Source organism: Stappia taiwanensis, from assembly GCF_014635285.1.
In the GTDB taxonomy this organism is placed as follows: Bacteria; Pseudomonadota; Alphaproteobacteria; order Rhizobiales; family Stappiaceae; genus Stappia; species Stappia taiwanensis.
This window is the reverse complement of sequence record NZ_BMCR01000010.1, coordinates 23,929-39,394: the sequence shown is the minus strand read 5'-3', so window position 1 is coordinate 39,394 and position 15,466 is coordinate 23,929. Positions and strand designations below refer to the sequence as shown.

Annotated in this window: 16 protein-coding genes; 13 read left to right on the top strand and 3 right to left on the bottom strand. The window is 64.5% G+C overall.

All coding sequences use genetic code 11. The features are described 5' to 3' along the window. Window positions 1-163: 163 nt before the first annotated feature. Complete coding sequence (locus IEV83_RS18300; RefSeq protein WP_181760656.1) at window positions 164-754, bottom strand: TetR/AcrR family transcriptional regulator; 591 nt, start codon at window positions 752-754, stop codon at window positions 164-166. Between the two features lie 164 nt (window positions 755-918). Here IEV83_RS18300 and IEV83_RS18295 point away from each other — a divergent pair, with 164 nt between their 5' ends. From IEV83_RS18295 to IEV83_RS18260, 8 genes are all read left to right on the top strand, one after another. After that, window positions 919-2,145, top strand: a complete 1,227-nt coding sequence (locus IEV83_RS18295) for a YbfB/YjiJ family MFS transporter (RefSeq protein ID WP_181760655.1) — start codon at window positions 919-921, stop codon at window positions 2,143-2,145. A gap of 74 nt (window positions 2,146-2,219) precedes the next feature. Then, window positions 2,220-2,624, top strand: a complete 405-nt coding sequence (locus IEV83_RS18290) for a GFA family protein (RefSeq protein WP_181760654.1) — start codon at window positions 2,220-2,222, stop codon at window positions 2,622-2,624. A 556-nt stretch (window positions 2,625-3,180) separates the two neighbouring features. Further along, window positions 3,181-3,981, top strand: coding sequence for a class I SAM-dependent methyltransferase (locus IEV83_RS18285; RefSeq protein WP_181760653.1), 801 nt, complete (start codon window positions 3,181-3,183; stop codon window positions 3,979-3,981). Window positions 3,982-3,987: 6 nt separating this feature from the next. Beyond that, complete coding sequence (locus IEV83_RS18280; protein WP_188478626.1) at window positions 3,988-5,091, top strand: prephenate dehydratase domain-containing protein; 1,104 nt, start codon at window positions 3,988-3,990, stop codon at window positions 5,089-5,091. Between the two features lie 111 nt (window positions 5,092-5,202). Then, complete coding sequence (locus tag IEV83_RS18275; protein WP_181760651.1) at window positions 5,203-6,432, top strand: alpha-hydroxy acid oxidase; 1,230 nt, start codon at window positions 5,203-5,205, stop codon at window positions 6,430-6,432. Between the two features lie 59 nt (window positions 6,433-6,491). After that, entirely contained in the window at window positions 6,492-7,460 is a 969-nt protein-coding gene (locus tag IEV83_RS18270) for an ABC transporter substrate-binding protein (RefSeq protein WP_181760650.1), read from the top strand. Window position 7,461: 1 nt separating this feature from the next. After that, on the top strand, window positions 7,462-8,394 hold the full coding sequence (locus tag IEV83_RS18265; RefSeq protein WP_181760649.1) for an ABC transporter permease: 933 nt from the start codon (window positions 7,462-7,464) through the stop codon (window positions 8,392-8,394). A 4-nt stretch (window positions 8,395-8,398) separates the two neighbouring features. Further along, a complete protein-coding gene (locus IEV83_RS18260) occupies window positions 8,399-9,196 on the top strand; it encodes an ABC transporter ATP-binding protein (RefSeq protein ID WP_181760648.1) in 798 nt (265 codons plus the stop codon). A gap of 82 nt (window positions 9,197-9,278) precedes the next feature. Here the strand turns inward: IEV83_RS18260 and IEV83_RS18255 are convergent, their stop codons facing one another. Beyond that, entirely contained in the window at window positions 9,279-9,611 is a 333-nt protein-coding gene (locus IEV83_RS18255; protein ID WP_181760647.1) for a YciI family protein, read from the bottom strand. Window positions 9,612-9,732: 121 nt separating this feature from the next. Between IEV83_RS18255 and IEV83_RS18250 the strand changes: the two genes are divergently transcribed. The 3 genes from IEV83_RS18250 to IEV83_RS18240 all read left to right on the top strand — a co-directional run bounded on the left by IEV83_RS18250 (window position 9,733) and on the right by IEV83_RS18240 (window position 11,825). Continuing rightward, window positions 9,733-10,311, top strand: coding sequence for a MarR family winged helix-turn-helix transcriptional regulator (locus IEV83_RS18250; RefSeq protein WP_181760646.1), 579 nt, complete (start codon window positions 9,733-9,735; stop codon window positions 10,309-10,311). Window positions 10,312-10,542: 231 nt separating this feature from the next. Further along, window positions 10,543-11,457 carry a DMT family transporter gene (locus tag IEV83_RS18245; RefSeq protein WP_181760645.1) on the top strand — a complete coding sequence of 305 codons (915 nt, stop codon included), beginning with the start codon at window positions 10,543-10,545 and terminating at the stop codon, window positions 11,455-11,457. Continuing rightward, complete coding sequence (locus IEV83_RS18240; protein WP_181760644.1) at window positions 11,454-11,825, top strand: RidA family protein; 372 nt, start codon at window positions 11,454-11,456, stop codon at window positions 11,823-11,825. The genes IEV83_RS18245 and IEV83_RS18240 overlap by 4 nt, the downstream gene beginning before the upstream one ends. A gap of 81 nt (window positions 11,826-11,906) precedes the next feature. Here the strand turns inward: IEV83_RS18240 and IEV83_RS18235 are convergent, their stop codons facing one another. After that, on the bottom strand, window positions 11,907-12,653 hold the full coding sequence (locus tag IEV83_RS18235; RefSeq protein ID WP_181760643.1) for an IclR family transcriptional regulator: 747 nt from the start codon (window positions 12,651-12,653) through the stop codon (window positions 11,907-11,909). Window positions 12,654-12,781: 128 nt separating this feature from the next. Here IEV83_RS18235 and IEV83_RS18230 point away from each other — a divergent pair, with 128 nt between their 5' ends. Further along, the gene (locus IEV83_RS18230; protein ID WP_181760642.1) at window positions 12,782-14,233 is read left to right on the top strand and encodes an NAD-dependent succinate-semialdehyde dehydrogenase; all 1,452 of its coding nucleotides are present in this window, start codon (window positions 12,782-12,784) and stop codon (window positions 14,231-14,233) included. A gap of 35 nt (window positions 14,234-14,268) precedes the next feature. Further along, window positions 14,269-15,429, top strand: coding sequence for an iron-containing alcohol dehydrogenase (locus tag IEV83_RS18225; protein ID WP_181760641.1), 1,161 nt, complete (start codon window positions 14,269-14,271; stop codon window positions 15,427-15,429). The last annotated feature ends 37 nt before the right edge of the window (window positions 15,430-15,466 follow it).

Below are 15,466 nucleotides of genomic sequence, written 5' to 3'. Positions count from 1 at the left end.
CACGGAGGCGCGTGGCGCGTCAAGCTGTGCCCTTGGGGGGCGGGACGCGATGCCGTCAACCTCATGCGCCGCCGGTGCGCGTCACGCGGCCGAGAGGACGGATGCCCCGACCCGGCGAGGAGGCCCCCCGGGCGATGCAACGAGGGGGGGACGATGACCTTGGTCAGTCCTTGCCGGCTTGCCGGACCAGGACGCGGATGAGCGAGGCCGAGATATCGCGCAATTGCGCCTCGTCGTGATAGACGCGCTCCATCACAGCAAGGCCACGTGTGAACGTCACGAGAAGCCGCGCCGCTTCCTCAGGGGGGAGGGTGAGCTGGTCCGCGAGGCATCGCCGCCGGAGGCCGATCTCGATGGTTTCCTGCAGCTCGTCCAGCCAGCGCCTGATGCGATCCTGTACGGCCGGTGGGGTCTCGTCGACCTCCGTCGCGGTTCGCGTCGAAAGGCAGCCGCGTGCTGGCGACCCGGCGGTCATGCTCGTCAGGACCGTCTCCACGAAGGCGGCGAGCGCCGCCCGTGCGTCCGTTTGGTCAAGGGCGGTGCGGATCCCGCGCATATAGTCATCCGCATATGTTTCGAACGCCGACAGGAAGATCGCTTCCTTGCCGCCATAGGCATTGTAGAGGGATCCGCGATGCACGCCCGTGGCCTGCGCTAGATCGATCATCGACGTGGCCGCAAGTCCCTTTTGGCGAAACACGTTCAACGCGCGCTGCATCACCGCGGTTTCGTCGAATTGTCTGGTTCCGACCATGGGTCGCATATCCCTGCTGGCAGCATTCTTGACAGTCATGTCATGTTTGACATTATAGTCAAAGATGGTCCGCCAAACAATGCCGCCGCTTCCTGGCGGCTCGGCGCGAAGGCCGTTCATGTCAACTGAACTGGGGCCGTTCTCGGGTCCCTGCGAGGTGCAGGATGGATACCACCGGGGCAGTCGACGATGTCAGGGCAGGGGCCGGGATCGAATTCGCGATCGCGGTTGCGTTGTCCACCGGCGCGGCGCTGGCCCTTGGCCTGTCCCGCTTTGCCTATGCGCTGCTGCTCCCGGCGATGCAGGCCGATCTGGCCTTGAGCTATGCCGAGGCGGGGGCGCTGAATACCGCAAATGGCTTTGGCTACATCGCCGGTGCGCTGACCGCGCCATGGGTCGCAAGCCGCTGGGGCGCGAAACGCGCCTTTCTCGCCGGTTTCCTGCTCAGCGCGCTGGCGTTGTTGGCCACGGGCGTCTTCCCGGACTTCACCATGCTGTTCCTGGTGCGCACCTTCGGCGGCGTGACCACTGCCTATACCTTCATCATCGGTGCAGCGCTGGCGGCGGCGATCTGCCGGGAGCCGAACCCACGGCGCAGAGGGACGATGGTGGGGATCTATGTGGCTGGCGTCGGCGTCGGCATCCTGCTGGCGGGCATTGCCGTCCCGATGGCCATGAACGGGGGCGTGGCGCAGTGGACCGGCGGATGGATCGCGCTCGGTGTTCTCGGGTTGGCGGGGCTGCCGATTGCCGCCTGGGCGGTGCGCGGTATTCAGGAGCCCCTGGGCGGCAGCACGCCCTTGCTCAAGCTCCGCGAATTTCGGCGGATCGCCCCGACCTTCTTCGGCTACGGCCTCTTCGGCGCCGGCTATGTCGGCTACATGACCTTCGTCATCGCCCTTCTGAGGAGCCAGGGCGCGAACGATGATCGCATGATCCTGTTCTGGATGGTCCTTGGTCTGGTGTCGGCGATCTCCACCCTGGTTTGGGGACGGGTGCTGGGGGCGCTCAAGGGCGGGCTCGGCCCAAGCATCGTGTTTATGACGGCAATGGTCGGGACGCTCGCGGTTCTGGTCTGGTCCGGTCCGGTGGCCATGTTCGTGTCGGCGATCATCTTCGGCGGCAGCTTTCTCGCCGGACCGACGGCGATCACGATTGTCGCCCAGCGTCAATTGTCGCCGACCTATTGGACCGCGGCGATCTCTCTCCTGACCCTCAGTTTCGCGCTCGGCCAGACGGTCGGTCCGCTTCTGGCGGGCGCCATCTCCGATGCAACGGGGGGCATTTCGGCGGGGTTCTGGGTCTCGCCGCTCTTTCTGGGGCTTGCGGCCTTCGTCAACGCCCTGCAGCGCCCATCCGACGACGCTGCCCCGGCCCGGGCGGGAGCATGAGCCATATGGTGTCACCGGCCGGATGAAGCGGCACGTGCGACAGAGGGATCAACCCCCAGCGAGGAGAGCGCGGAATGACGGAACGGAGCGGGAAATGTCTGTGCGGGGCCATCCGCTACACCCTGAAAGGTGCGCCCCGGGCGATTACGGCCTGTCACTGCAGCCATTGCCAGAAGCAAAGCGGCAGCGTGTTTTCCCTCAATCTCGTCATGAGGGATACCGACTTCGAGGTAACGGGCGAAACCCGGGTCTTTGTCGATACGGGCGACAGCGGCGATCCGGTCATGCGTCACTTCTGCGGAACCTGCGGCGCGCCGATCTATGCGACCATCGCGGCGGCTCCGGGCAAAATCGTGCTCAAGGCAGGCACTCTGGACGATCTTGCGGGGCTGAGGCCCCAGACGGAGATCTATACCGAGCATGCGGTGGCCTGGCTGGAGCCGATTGCCGGGACGAAGCGCTATCCCCGGCATATCTAGGGTGACTCTGCCCTCCGCGTGCGCCGTGCGCACCTGGCGCGTCGCCCTCCCATCAAGGTGATCTTCCCAACCGGCCTCGCCGCTAGGGAGCGGTGCCAAGGGGGGGCGCCCGATCTTGCGGCCCTGTCAGGGGCGAGCTTGCCCTCTCACTTTCGGAACTGAGGCGAGGGGTACTCCCAAAATTTCGGCAATTGCTGACGCATTCCTGGGCGAATGCGCAAAGATTCCGCACTGCAACAAATAATTGCATAGTGCAATTGACAAGCAATTATATGGTTATTACGCCTTTGTTCGAGGGGTTGAAGGAAAGGCCTTCCACACCCAATGGCGCGATCTTGTCGCCGCGCATCCGTGTCTCTGGCGAGGCGGAAAGGCGGTCTTCTGGAAGGCGTCTCACCCGATGAAACGCCCCCTGACAGGCCGGGGACGGCGGATCGCGAGACAAGGGACATCCGCCGGCCGCGCGTCGGGCGCGTCAGCCCACACCGATTGAAGGGGCATGAGGGCGCTGGGCAGGTGCAGTTGATGCATGGTCACGATCAAAAGGAGCCAAGCGATGTATGTCGATGCAAACACAGCGGGCAAGTCTCTGGAGTTCATGGGAGAGCGTTCCTCGAACTACCGCGATGCCCTGTCGCTTTATGCGGATGCATGGCGCCCTGACATTGCCTGCATGACGCGGTTCCTAGCCCCGGCGCCGGGCGAGCGCATCCTGGAGGTCGGCGCTGGAAACGGGTATTTTAGCAAGGCGATTGCCGCGTGTGTCGGCGCTAATGGGCTTCTGGTCGCCAGCGATCCGTCCGTCGACCAGTTGGTAGGTCTGGAGCGAGGCGGCGCGTTCGGCAATATCCGGGTGGTTCCGGCGTCGGCCGATGTTCTGGACATCAACTTCAAGGACTTCGATGCGGTCTGGAGCCGCGGCGCGCTGCATCACGTCACCGACAAGACCGCTGCCTTTAACCGTTTTGCGGATCTGGTGCGGCCCGGAGGTCGCCTGGTGATCGCCGACGTGTTCGCCGGAACGCCGCTGGCCCGGTATTTCGACAGTTTCATCGCGCGCAGTTGCACTACGGGGCATGAGGTTGCCTTCCTGTCGCAGGAATTCGCCGAAAGCCTGTGTGTGTTATCGGGCTGGGAGACGCCGGAGTTTCACGATGTGATCACCCCTTGGGAGTTCGCGCGGCGGGAGGATATCGGCCGCTTTCTGCAGCTTTTGTTTTCCGCAAAGCCCGGCTACACGGCCGGCGACTGCCTTGAGGCAGCGGATCGCCATCTGAGTGTCAGCGAGACCGCTTCCGGATGGGCTCTGCTCTGGCCGATGACGGTGATGACCGCACAGCGGCCCTCACAAGGGTGAGGCCTGATGATGGTGTCGTTTCTGTCACTTCGTGCCCGGGCTTCGAAACGTGGTGGCGGCCGTTCGCCGGGCGAGGGCCACACGCGCGGCAGCGATACGGGGCGGACCCGTCCGGCACTGCGCGTCGTGGGGCGGGGAGGCGGCGATGCGGCCCTGCGCTCGGTGCGCGCGGGCCGAAGCCTGGTCACCCGCCAGGAGCCGGGACGAACCAGTTCCCGGATGCGGTTCGATCCGGACGTCATAGTCTATCATGGAAGTCCGGGAGCATTCGCCCATGTCGCCTGCCAGGCCGCGTTCCCGCGTGCGCGGTGCAGTGGCTGCGACAGCCTGTTTCAGGTGATTGACCTGGTGCGCAAGGGCAAGGCCTCCGCCGCCATGCTGCCGTGCGAGAACATCCTTGCCGGGCGCGTCCCGGATACGCACCTTCTGCTGCCAGATATGGGTCTGGCCATCGTTGGTGAGGTCTTCCAGCGCATCGAACTCCATCTGATGGCGCCGGAGGGCTGTACGTTTGACCGGATCGAGCGGGTGCATTCGCATCCCGTCGCGCTGGCGCAGATCCAGAGGTTTCTCTCGAGGCATGCGCTGGTGCCCGTGGAGGCGAGCAACACAGCCACCGCTGCGGCACGTCTCCGGCAGGATCCGTCGGGGCGGGATGCGGCGGTTGCCTCGCAGCAGGCCGCGCGCATCCATGGCCTGAAGGTATTGAAGCGCAATATTGAAGACGTCCCTTTCAATATGACCCGGTCTTATGTGCTGGCGGCCAAGCCCGAGCTGCCCTGCGCGGAGACGCCGGGCGTTCTCACCTGTCTGCTGTTCGATCTCCGCAACACGCCGGGGGCCTTGTCGCAGGCCGTCAAGGGCTTTGCCGACAACGGCGTCAATCTGACCCGGCTGGAAAGCTATCTGGTCGACGGCCAGTTTGTCGCAACCCGGTTTCTCTGCGAGATCGAGGGACATCCGCACCAGCCGCCGGTTGCCCGGGCGCTCGACCGTCTCAAACGCCACACCTCCCGCCTCACCATCCTGGGCGTGTTTCCCATGCAGGGCACCGGTGTGCACGCTCGGGCGGGTGCCATCCCGGCGTCGGGGCGGGCCTGCGTACTGTAGCCAAGCGCCGGGGAGGTTGGGCAGGTCGTTCCGGGAGGGAGCCGCGCTTCGGTGATCCAGGTCGGGCCACCGAGCCAGTTTCGTTTGTTTGCCAGGGAGGACAAAAGGGCCATGACCCATCACCCGCAGTCGATTGCCGAGTTCCGCGAGTGTGCGCGCCGCCGCTTGCCGCGTTTCGTGTTCGACTTCATCGATGGTGGCAGTGGCGGCGAAAATACGTTGGCGGAAAACCGGGCCGCGCTTGATCGCGTCCGGCTGCTCGGTCGCGCGCCGGTCGACGTTAGTCAGTGTTCCCAGTCGGTTAACCTGTTTGGGCGTGATCATGCCATGCCGGTGATCATCGGTCCGACCGGCCTTGCTGGTGCCGCCTGGCCGCAAGGCGATCTCGATCTGGCCCGCGCCGCCGCCGACACGGGCATTCCCTTCGTCATGAGCACGGCGGCAACGGTCAGCATGGAAGATCTTGCAAGGGCGGGCGCGGGGGACAAGTGGTTCCAGCTCTATCTGTTCAGGGACCGGGCGGTGAGCCGAAGGCTGCTGGCCAGAGCGCGAACCCTCGGATTCAGCGCGTTGGAAGTCACCGTTGACAACGCCATTCCCGGCCGCCGCCTGCGCGATGTCCGCAACGGCTTTTCGCTGCCGTTCCGCTGGAGCCCGGGAAAGCTGGCCAGCCTGCTCGCCCATCCGGCCTGGACCTTGCGGATGGCGCGTTCGGGCCCTCCGACACTGGAGGTCATGGCCGCGGAATTGGGATTGCGACAGACCGACACAATTGCGGAGTTGATGCAGTCGCAGCTCGACCCTTCGGTCGGTTGGGAAGATCTTAAATGGGTGCGCGAAACCTGGACTGGCCCTTTGATCGTCAAGGGGCTGCTGGACCCCGGACAGGTACCCAAGGCGCTTGAGATCGGAGTCGACGGTATTGTCGTCAGCAACCACGGCGGGCGGCAACTCGATGGCGCGGTTGCTACCATTGACATCCTGCCCGAATTCCGTTCGGCCGCCGGTTCGCAGCTCACCCTTCTGGTCGACAGCGGGTTTCGCACCGGATCGGATATTGCGCGCGCCCTGGCGCTGGGGGCCGATGCGGTGCAGATCGGCCGGGCGACCCTCTATGCCCTGGCGAGCGGCGGCGAGGAAGGCGTCCGGCAGGCGCTCGGCGTTCTGAAGAGCGAACTTGCCGTCGCGCAGATGTTGATGGGCGCGCGTTCCGTGAAGGATTTCGACTTGTCCATGCTGCGCCGTCACCGTCCGCCGGAACGGCCCGAGCTGATGTTCCAGCCGCTGTTTCCTGAGCCTGTGGCGGTGGTCCCGGCCAAACCGCAAAGCCTGCTGTCCTGACAGCGAGAGACAAAAACTTCCAGACAAAAAAATGTAAGACCCAGAAAGGAACAGCCAAGATGTTTCATTGGAAACTGGCCTCAGTCGCGACGGCGCTCCTGCTCGTCGCCGCCGGCTCGGCGGCGACCCGTGCGGACACGCCGCAGGTTGCCATCACCTATATCATCGATCACCCGGCCATTGATGCGACGCGCAAGGGCATCATCGATGAGCTTGCCGAGAGCGGCTACAAGGAGGAGGAGACTCTCAAGCTCCATGTCCAGAGTGCCCAGGGCAACATGCCGACCCAACTCCAGATCGCCCGGGAATTCGCCGGCTTGGGGGCCGATCTGCTTGTCGGCATCAGCACGCCGTCGGCACAGGCTCTGCAGAGCGCCGCGGGTGACATTCCGGTGTTGTTTTCGGCGGTGACCGACCCGGTCGGGGCGAAACTCGTGGCCAGTCTGGAAGCTCCGGGTGGCAGCATCACCGGGGTCAGTGACCGGCAACCGTTCGGGCCGACCCTGAAGCTGATCAAGGCGCTGGTTCCGGACGTGAAGACGGTTGGCGTCATCTATAACGCTGGGGAGGCCAATTCCGTCTCCCAGGTCGAGGCTCTGACGAAGGAGCTGGCGACGCATGGCCTTGAGATTGCGGAGAGCACCGCTGCGCAGACGGCCATGGTGGCGGATGCGGCGTTGAGCCTGGCGGACCGGGCCGATGTAATCCTCATCCCGACCGACAGCACGGTGGTCGCCGCCGTCGAAAGCGTCGTCAATGTTGGCAGGAAGGCAAAAGTTCCTGTGTTTGCCAGCGATACGGATTCGGTTGAGCGGGGGGCTCTGGCCGCACTTGGGTTCGATTACTACAAGCTCGGGCGCCTCACCGGACAGATGGCCGTGCGGGTGCTTCAGGGCGAAAGCCCGGCGTCGATCCCGGTGGCAACGCTCAAGACCCAGGACCTTTATCTCAACAGATCTGCCGCTGCGGCGATGGGGGTTCGCCTGTCCGAAGAGCTGCTGGCATCGGCAACGAAGGTGGTGGATTAGCATGAGTGCCCTCGCCGTTTCCGGAGCCATCGAAGCCGGCTTGCTCTTTTCCCTCGTGGCGCTGGCGGTCTATCTCTCCTTCCGTGTCCTCAATTTCCCGGACCTGACGGTCGACGGCAGCTTCCCTCTGGGCGCTGCCGCGACAGCGGTCGCCATCGTGAACGGGATTGACCCGTTTGTCGCCACCGCAATCGGAACCGTGGCCGGCGCTGCCGCCGGCTATGTCGCAGGCTTTCTCAATGTGCGGTTTCGGATCCTGAACCTGCTTGCAGGCATCCTGACGATGGTCGCGCTTTATTCGATCAATCTGCGCGTGATGGGGCGGCCGAATATCTCGCTCTACGATCACTCGACGATCTTCACGCCCTTCGAGGGTGTGCTCGATCTTGGTGTGTGGACCAACAGTGCGATCCTCCTTGTCATCGCTCTTGCCATGAAGTTCCTGGTCGACTGGTTCCTGGCCACCCAAGTCGGACTGGCGCTGCGGGCCAGCGGTGAAAACCCGACGATGGCGCGGGCCCAGTCGGTCGACAACAACCGGATGACGCTGGTCGGCATGACCCTGAGCAATGGCCTGGTCGGCCTGGCGGGATCGCTGTTTGCCCAAAGCCAGGGCGTTGCCGATGTTTCCATGGGCATCGGCACCATCGTGATCGGTCTGGCGGCTCTGATCATCGGCGAAACCCTGCTCGGTCCGGTCAGGGTGGTCTGGGCAACTCTGGGCTGCCTGATCGGGGCGGTCCTCTACCGCTTCTTCATAGCGGCCGCGCTCAGCGCCGGGTTTCTCGGCATTCAGGCGCAGGATCTCAATCTCGTGACGGCGGTGGTTGTCGCGGTCGCCGTCATCTTGTCCCAGGCCCGACGCCGTCTGCGGCTTCGGCTGTGGCCCAAGCTCTTGGGCCTTCTGCCACGTCGGCAGACCCAGGAAGGATAAGTGAATGCTCAACATCTGCGATGCCCATGTCACCTTCAACCCGGGTACGCCGCTGGCGGTTCCGGCCCTGCGCGGTGTGAATCTCGACATCGAGAAGGGGGAATTCGTCACCGTGATCGGCACCAACGGCGCGGGGAAGTCAACGCTGCTGTCGGCGGTGTCCGGGGATGTCCGGCTGGACCGGGGCGGGGTCTACATCGACGGTCACGATGTGACGGGCTGGCCGACAGAGCGGCGCGCGGGGCTGCTCGGCCGGGTGTTTCAGGAGCCGCGGGCGGGGACCTGCAGTTCTCTCACGGTGGAGGAGAATCTAGCACTTGCCGCCAGCCGCGGGGGACGTCGCGGCCTGCGCAGGGCACTGGGCCGGGGCGTAGAACGTCGCCATCTTACCGAACAGCTAGCCCGATTGGGCATGGGGCTGGAGGACCGGCTCGGGGCGATGGTCGGCACGTTGTCGGGAGGGCAGAGGCAGGCGCTCAGCCTGCTGATGGCAACTCTGTTGCCGATGAAGATCCTAATCCTGGACGAACACACAGCGGCGCTCGATCCGGGCGCTGCGGCAACGGTGCTGGAGCTGTCGGCGGAAATCACCGGGGAGCAGAAACTCACCGCCCTGATGGTGACCCACAGTATGCGCAACTCACTGGACTATGGCAGCCGGACCATCATGATGAACGCTGGGCGCGTGTTGCTCGACATTCGCGGCGAAGACCGGAAGCGCTACACCGTTGCGGATTTGCTCGACCTTTTCAAGAAGACGACCGGAGGCGAGGTGGAGGACGATCAACTGCTTCTGGGGTGAGCGCAAGCGGCGACAACGGGGATGCGAACGGGCGGGGCGGATGCGCTCCGCCCGTTCGCGTCCCTTGCTGGCGGGCAAGGGCCTATGCGCCGGTGCGCTGGCGCTCCAGTTCCCGCCGCAACAGGCCGGGCGGATTTTCCGGCACCATCTGGCGCAGCCGGCAGATCTTCACTTCCGCAAACAGGCCCGTGCAGGTGTAGGGCTCCGCTGCCAGGAAGGCATCGACCGCCTCGCGCGTCTCATAGATCAGCACCATGAGGCTGCCGATCACCCTGGATCCGTCGTCGCTCTGCAACGGTCCTCCGAACGCGATGCACTCTTCATGGGCAATCATGTATTCAAGATGTTCGGTCCGCGTCCGCTGGCGCAGGCCGCCGGCATTCGGCCGGTCGATGCAATGAACGACGAAGGGCATGGTCCGGAAACTCCCCGGTTCGGTGTCTCGGGACCCTTCTGTCGGCGTTTCCTTCCCCAAGGTGTTGAGCGTGATGGCAAAGGCCATTGCCATTGCGGATTAAACGAGATACAATTGCACTATGCAAGCAATAAGCAATCAAAAATCGAATTCGGGCAATGCCGATCCTTCGCGGCGCCAGCGCGAGGGAGCGCTGCAGCTGGAAACCTGGCTGCCGTATCGCCTGTTTCTGATCTCGACCCGCGTCGCCGATGTTCTCGGCGCCTTCTATGGTCCCAAGTTTGGCCTGTCGCGTTCGTCCTGGCGGGTAATGGCCATTGTTGCGAACAGGCCCGGCACCAGTGCCAAGGAAATCTGCCAGGCGGGGGGGCTGGATCAGTTTTCGGTCTCCCGGGCTATCAAGCAGCTGGTGGAGCTTGGTTTTGCCCAGCGTCAGGCGGGCCGGTCGGACCGACGCTATGCGGCGATCGAGCTGTCCGAGAACGGCTGGGACGCCTTTCGCGAGATTTCGGATCTTGCGCAGCGCCTGGACGGGGAACTGATCGGCTCGATTTCGAAGGAAGACATGGACCGACTCGGCGACATCCTTGCCAAACTCGACAATGCAAGCGCGGGGATCCTGGCGCGCGGCTGGCACGGTCTGAAGGAGGCTGAGGGCGGCGGCAAGAGGTTGCCGGACGAGCCGACCGGGACTCCATAGGCATGTCTGCAAGGGCATGAACCAACGTGTTCGAAGGTAAGGCGAAGAGCGGACGGAAGTCTTAGTGTTTTCATTTATTTGAAAGGTGAGGGCCGGCCGGACCCTCGCTTCTGATGCCTTCCTGGCAACGCCTCGCCGGGGGGCATTCGCAGCCCATCTGATCAATGTGCGGCCTGGACCAAGTCGGGGCCGGTTGCACGCCTTGCCGGGCCGGAAATGCGGAGGGAAGAGATGAGAGCGCTTCTATTCGCCGCCACCGCCATCTTGTGGGGCAGCAGCGCCATCGTCACCGGCCAGCAGGCGATCTCGGGCGCGCCCGAAGTGTCGGTTGGCTACCGGATGGCGCTGGTCAGTCTGGTGATGTTCGGCTGGAGTTTCGCGACAGGTCGGAAGGTCGGTTTGCGCTGGAAAGACGGGCCTTGGGTGGTGCTTCAGGGCGTTCTGTTCTTCGGGCTTGCCTTCATCACCTTTTACCATTCGACGCGGCTGATCTCCTCCGGTATCGCGGCGCTGATCCTGTCGACCTCGTCGCTGTTCGCGGCCCTTGTCGGCTGGCTGTTCCTCTCCATGCCGGTGACGGCACGCATGGTGGCCGGAATTGTGTGCGGCGTCGCCGGCCTCGCCGTGATCGCGTTGCCCCAGCTTGCCGTGCTGACCTCGAACGCACTGACGCTTGCCGGGGTTGCCCTTGCGCTGGCGGCGGCCGCCTGCACCGGATGCGGCACCGTGGTGGCGATGCGCAACCAGCGCGCCGGCATTCCGATCGTTGTCCTGATCGGCTGGGCGGCGCTGTTCGGCGCGCTGTTCGCCTTTGCGCTCGCCCTTTTCGGGGGCATGAGTTTTCGTGTGGACATGTCCGCCGCCTATCTGGCCGGGCTCGCCTATCTCGCGCTGATCGCCTCCTGCGTCACCTTCTTCATGTACTTCAGCCTCGTCCAACGTATCGGTGCGGCCAGCGCCTCCTATACGCTGGCGCTGCTTCCGGTGGTGGCGCTGTTGTTGTCGGCGGCGTTCGAAAATCTGATCATCGACAGCTATGTGTTGTCAGGGGCGGCGGCGGTCCTTCTGGGCAATGTGCTCGTATTGAGCGACCAGCAACAGCGGCGCGTTTCAGCGCCGGCGCCAGTGAAGGAGATCGCTTCATGACCAGGCAGGTGTTCGGCACGCACCCTCGGGTTCCGCTGTCTTCCGCCGTCAGGGCGGGGGACTTCCTCTTCCTGTCCGGGCAAGTGCCCTTCGGACCGGATGGAGAGCTTGTTGGCGGGGATATCTCGATCCAGACCCGCCGGGTCCTCGATAATCTGGCTGCTGCGCTGCAAGAGGCCGGGGCCACCCTGTCCGACGTGGTCAAGACCACGATCTGGCTTATGGACCCGGAGGATTTCGCGGCGTTTAACGCAGTCTTTCGGGAGTATTTCCCCAAAGCGCCGCCGGCCCGTTCCTGTGTGGCCTCCGCTCTGATGGTCGATGCCAGGGTGGAAGTGGAGGCGATCGCCTACAGACCGGTTTCGTGAGTTGGTCTGTTGCAAGGTCGGGCGGGCGCCTGGGCGGTGCATCTGCCCGGCCTTGACGGCGCCTGACGCTGGCGCCTCGACCTATCGAGGCGCCCCGAGCGTTGCCGAGATGTCCTGCGCCGCCTGTCTCAGCCGGGCGCCGAGCTCGGCAACTTTGTCCGGCACCGCCTCGGTGCGTGTCAGGGAGATCGCCAACCCGGCAACCGCCTGCCCGGTATGGTCCCGCACGGTGGTTCCCAGGCAGGTCATGCCTTCTCGCGTTTCGCCGTCGTCGATGGAATAGCCGCGCTGGGCGAGCTGCGGCAGCTCCTGTTTCAGGTGAGCCAGATCGGTCACGCTATGGCGGGTCAGGGGGGCGGGAAAGTCACCGCCCAGCCGCTGCTCCAACTCTTCCTCGCTCAGCGCGCCGAGCAGGGCCTTGCCGGTCGCGGTGAAGGGGGCGGGCAGGCGCATGCCGATGCGAAAGGTCACCCCAAGCGGCTGATTGGCATGGGAACAGGCGATGTAGACCACCTCCGCCCCCTCAAGAACCGTCATGGTCACCGTGTAGCCCGCAAGCGGATGTGGGCCGTGGAAATATTGCTTGAATACGGAAACCAGATCCGAGCCGGCGATGAAATCATTGGCCCAGCGCAGCGACCGCGGCCCGGTGCGCAGGCGGCCGTCGGATTCGCGAATCAGCAGACCGAGCTCCTCCATTGCAACCAACAGTCCATGAGCGGTGCTTTTGGGAACATTCAGGTCGCGGGCAATGTCTGTGGCGGACGCGCCTCCGCAACGCTCTGATAAATAATCAAGAATAGCGACGGCGCGGCGAAGGGCCGGCACATTCGAGCCCGCCGCACGGGCGGATTTTGTGGTCAATTTTCCTTACCTCTCTTGACGCGCACCGGTTTTTTCGCCTCCCTGATCACCATCTTGAATTGAGTTCAATATATTGAACGTTGGGAGGAGCCATGATGAATTTGAACGATCAGTCGCTCTTGCGCGAGGAGTGTTTCATCGACGGTGCCTGGCATCCCGCGAAGGGGCGCAAGATTTCCGTCACCGACCCGGCGGACGGGCGGGAGATCGCCACTGTTCCCGATTTCGGAGCGGCGGAAACCGAGGCTGCAATCCAGGCGGCGAATGCGGCGCTGGGCCCCTGGTCCGCGTTGGCGGCCAAGGAGCGGTCCGCGATCCTGCGGCGGTGGTTTGATCTGATCGTCGAACATGCGGACGATTTGGCCACGTTGATGACCGCCGAGCAAGGCAAACCGCTGGCCGAGGCCCGGGGCGAGGCGCTTTATGCCGCCTCGTTCGTCGAATGGTTCGCCGAAGAGGGCAAACGGATCTATGGCGACGTGATCCCGTCGCCGACCACCGACAAGCGCCTGGTCGTGCTGCGGCAGCCCATTGGCGTTTGCGCCGCCATCACCCCGTGGAACTTTCCCGCCGCGATGATCACCCGCAAGGCAGCGCCCGCGCTGGCCGCCGGCTGCACGATGATCCTCAAGCCCGCCGAGCAGACGCCGCTGACCGCGCTTGCCCTGGCCCGTCTGGCGGAGCTCGCCGGCGTGCCCGCTGGCGTGTTCCAGGTGGTGACCGGCGATGCCCGGGAAATCGGCGGCGTGCTGACCCGCTCCGATGTGGTGCGCAAGCTCTCCTTCACCGGCTCGACCGAGGTCGGGCGCATCCTGATGGAGCAATGCGCGCCCACCATTAAGAAGCTCAGCCTCGAACTGGGCGGGAACGCGCCCTTCATCGTGTTCGACGATGCGGATCTCGATGCCGCCGTCGAGGGCGCGCTGGCGTCGAAGTACCGGAACGCGGGCCAGACCTGCGTCTGTGCCAACCGCCTCTACGTCCAGGCCGGGATCTACGACGAATTCGCCGCCCGCCTTGCCGAACGGGTCAAGCAGATGCCGGTGGGTCGGGGAACCGACAATGGCGTTCTGATCGGGCCGCTGATCGACGCGGATGCGATTGCCAAGGTCGAAAGCCATGTGGCCGACGCCCTGGACAAGGGCGCCAGCGTTCTGACCGGCGGCCAGCGGTCGCAGGCCGGCGCCACCTTCTATGAGCCGACCATCCTGACCGGCGTCACCCAAGCGATGCGCGTTGCCCGGGAGGAGACCTTCGGTCCCGTCGCTCCGCTCTTCCGCTTCGAGACCGAGGAAGAGGTCATCGCCATGGCCAATGACACGGAATTCGGCCTGGCGGCGTATTTCTACAGCGAGAACGTGCGGCGCAGCTGGCGCGTGGCCGAGGCGCTCGAATACGGCATCGTTGGCCACAACACCGGGATCATCTCCAACGAGGTGGCGCCGTTCGGCGGGGTCAAGCAATCCGGTCTCGGGCGCGAGGGATCGCGCTACGGCATCGAGGACTACCTCGAGATCAAATACCTGTGCTCGGCCATCGGCTGAGGCATGGACACGATCCAACGATTTGGGAGGACGACATGACCGTCACACCGTTCAGCTTCACCACCGTTCCGGAGCTTCATCTGGAATGGGGCGGAGCGTCTCGTCTCGGCGAGCTGCTGGCCGAGCGTTTCGAGGCGCGCAACCTGCTGCTGGTCACCGATCGTGGCCTGATCGACGCCGGGCTGATCGCCCCGGTGGAACAGGCGCTGGGCGCCGCCGGGTTCAAGGTTTCGATCTTCGATGAGGTGGTGGCCGATCCGCCCGAGGCGGTGGTGCGCAGCTGCTCCGAGGCGGCGCGGGCCAAGCAGATCGACATCGTTGTCGGCCTGGGCGGCGGGTCGTCCCTCGACATCGCCAAGCTGGTGGCCATCACCATCAATTCGGCGCAGGACCTGTCGGAGATGTATGGCATCGGCAACGTCAAGGGCGACCGGCTGCCGCTGGTGCTGGTGCCGACAACCGCCGGCACCGGTTCGGAAGTCACCAACATCTCGATCATCACCACCGGCGAAACGACGAAGATGGGGGTGGTGTCGCGCCAGCTCTACGCCGATTTCGTGCTGCTCGATGCCGAGCTGACGGTGGGGTTGCCGCAGATCCACACCGCTGCGACCGGGATCGACGCGATGGTTCATGCCATCGAGGCCTATACCTCGAAGCACAAGAAGAACCCGATCTCCGATGCGCTGGCGCGTGAGGCGCTGCGTCTGCTCGGCGAGAACCTCCTTCCGGCCTGCAAGGATGGCACCAATCGCGAAGCCCGCGAGAAGATGCTGCTCGGCGCAATGCTCGCCGGTCAGGCCTTCTCCAATTCGCCGGTTGCCGCCGTCCATGCGCTCGCCTACCCGCTCGGCGGCCACTATCACCTGCCGCATGGGCTCACCAACGCGCTGATGCTCGGGCCGGTGCTGCGCTTCAACGCCAAGGTCGCCGCCCCGCTTTATGCGGAGCTTGCCGATGTGATGGGCGTTGCCGGGAGCGGGGACCAGCAGGCCCGTTCCGCCGCCTTCGTCGACCACATGCTCAAGCTGATGGACGAAAGCGGTGCGCCCCGGCGTCTGCGGGACGTCAACGTCACCGACAACAGCCTTTCCATGCTGGCCAAGGACGCCATGAAGCAGACCCGGCTTCTGGTGAACAACCCTGTCGAAGTGACAGAGGCAGATGCGTTCGAGCTCTACCGGGAGGCTTTCTGAGGCCCGAGCCGCGCATCGATTTGAGTTTGATTTTCTG

Excerpts from the sequence above, each read along its gene's own strand:
- IEV83_RS18260 (WP_181760648.1), top strand. The coding sequence starts at position 8,399 with ATGCTCAACATCTGCGATGCCCATGTCACCTTCAACCCGGGTACGCCG.
- IEV83_RS18285 (WP_181760653.1), top strand. The coding sequence starts at position 3,181 with ATGTATGTCGATGCAAACACAGCGGGCAAGTCTCTGGAGTTCATGGGA.
- IEV83_RS18275 (WP_181760651.1), top strand. The coding sequence starts at position 5,203 with ATGACCCATCACCCGCAGTCGATTGCCGAGTTCCGCGAGTGTGCGCGC.
- IEV83_RS18280 (WP_188478626.1), top strand. The coding sequence starts at position 3,988 with ATGATGGTGTCGTTTCTGTCACTTCGTGCCCGGGCTTCGAAACGTGGT.
- IEV83_RS18300 (WP_181760656.1), bottom strand. The coding sequence starts at position 754 with ATGGTCGGAACCAGACAATTCGACGAAACCGCGGTGATGCAGCGCGCG.
- IEV83_RS18270 (WP_181760650.1), top strand. The coding sequence starts at position 6,492 with ATGTTTCATTGGAAACTGGCCTCAGTCGCGACGGCGCTCCTGCTCGTC.
- IEV83_RS18245 (WP_181760645.1), top strand. The coding sequence starts at position 10,543 with ATGAGAGCGCTTCTATTCGCCGCCACCGCCATCTTGTGGGGCAGCAGC.
- IEV83_RS18255 (WP_181760647.1), bottom strand. The coding sequence starts at position 9,611 with ATGCCCTTCGTCGTTCATTGCATCGACCGGCCGAATGCCGGCGGCCTG.
- IEV83_RS18265 (WP_181760649.1), top strand. The coding sequence starts at position 7,462 with ATGAGTGCCCTCGCCGTTTCCGGAGCCATCGAAGCCGGCTTGCTCTTT.
- IEV83_RS18295 (WP_181760655.1), top strand. The coding sequence starts at position 919 with ATGGATACCACCGGGGCAGTCGACGATGTCAGGGCAGGGGCCGGGATC.
- IEV83_RS18240 (WP_181760644.1), top strand. The coding sequence starts at position 11,454 with ATGACCAGGCAGGTGTTCGGCACGCACCCTCGGGTTCCGCTGTCTTCC.
- IEV83_RS18230 (WP_181760642.1), top strand. The coding sequence starts at position 12,782 with ATGATGAATTTGAACGATCAGTCGCTCTTGCGCGAGGAGTGTTTCATC.
- IEV83_RS18290 (WP_181760654.1), top strand. The coding sequence starts at position 2,220 with ATGACGGAACGGAGCGGGAAATGTCTGTGCGGGGCCATCCGCTACACC.
- IEV83_RS18225 (WP_181760641.1), top strand. The coding sequence starts at position 14,269 with ATGACCGTCACACCGTTCAGCTTCACCACCGTTCCGGAGCTTCATCTG.
- IEV83_RS18250 (WP_181760646.1), top strand. The coding sequence starts at position 9,733 with ATGCAAGCAATAAGCAATCAAAAATCGAATTCGGGCAATGCCGATCCT.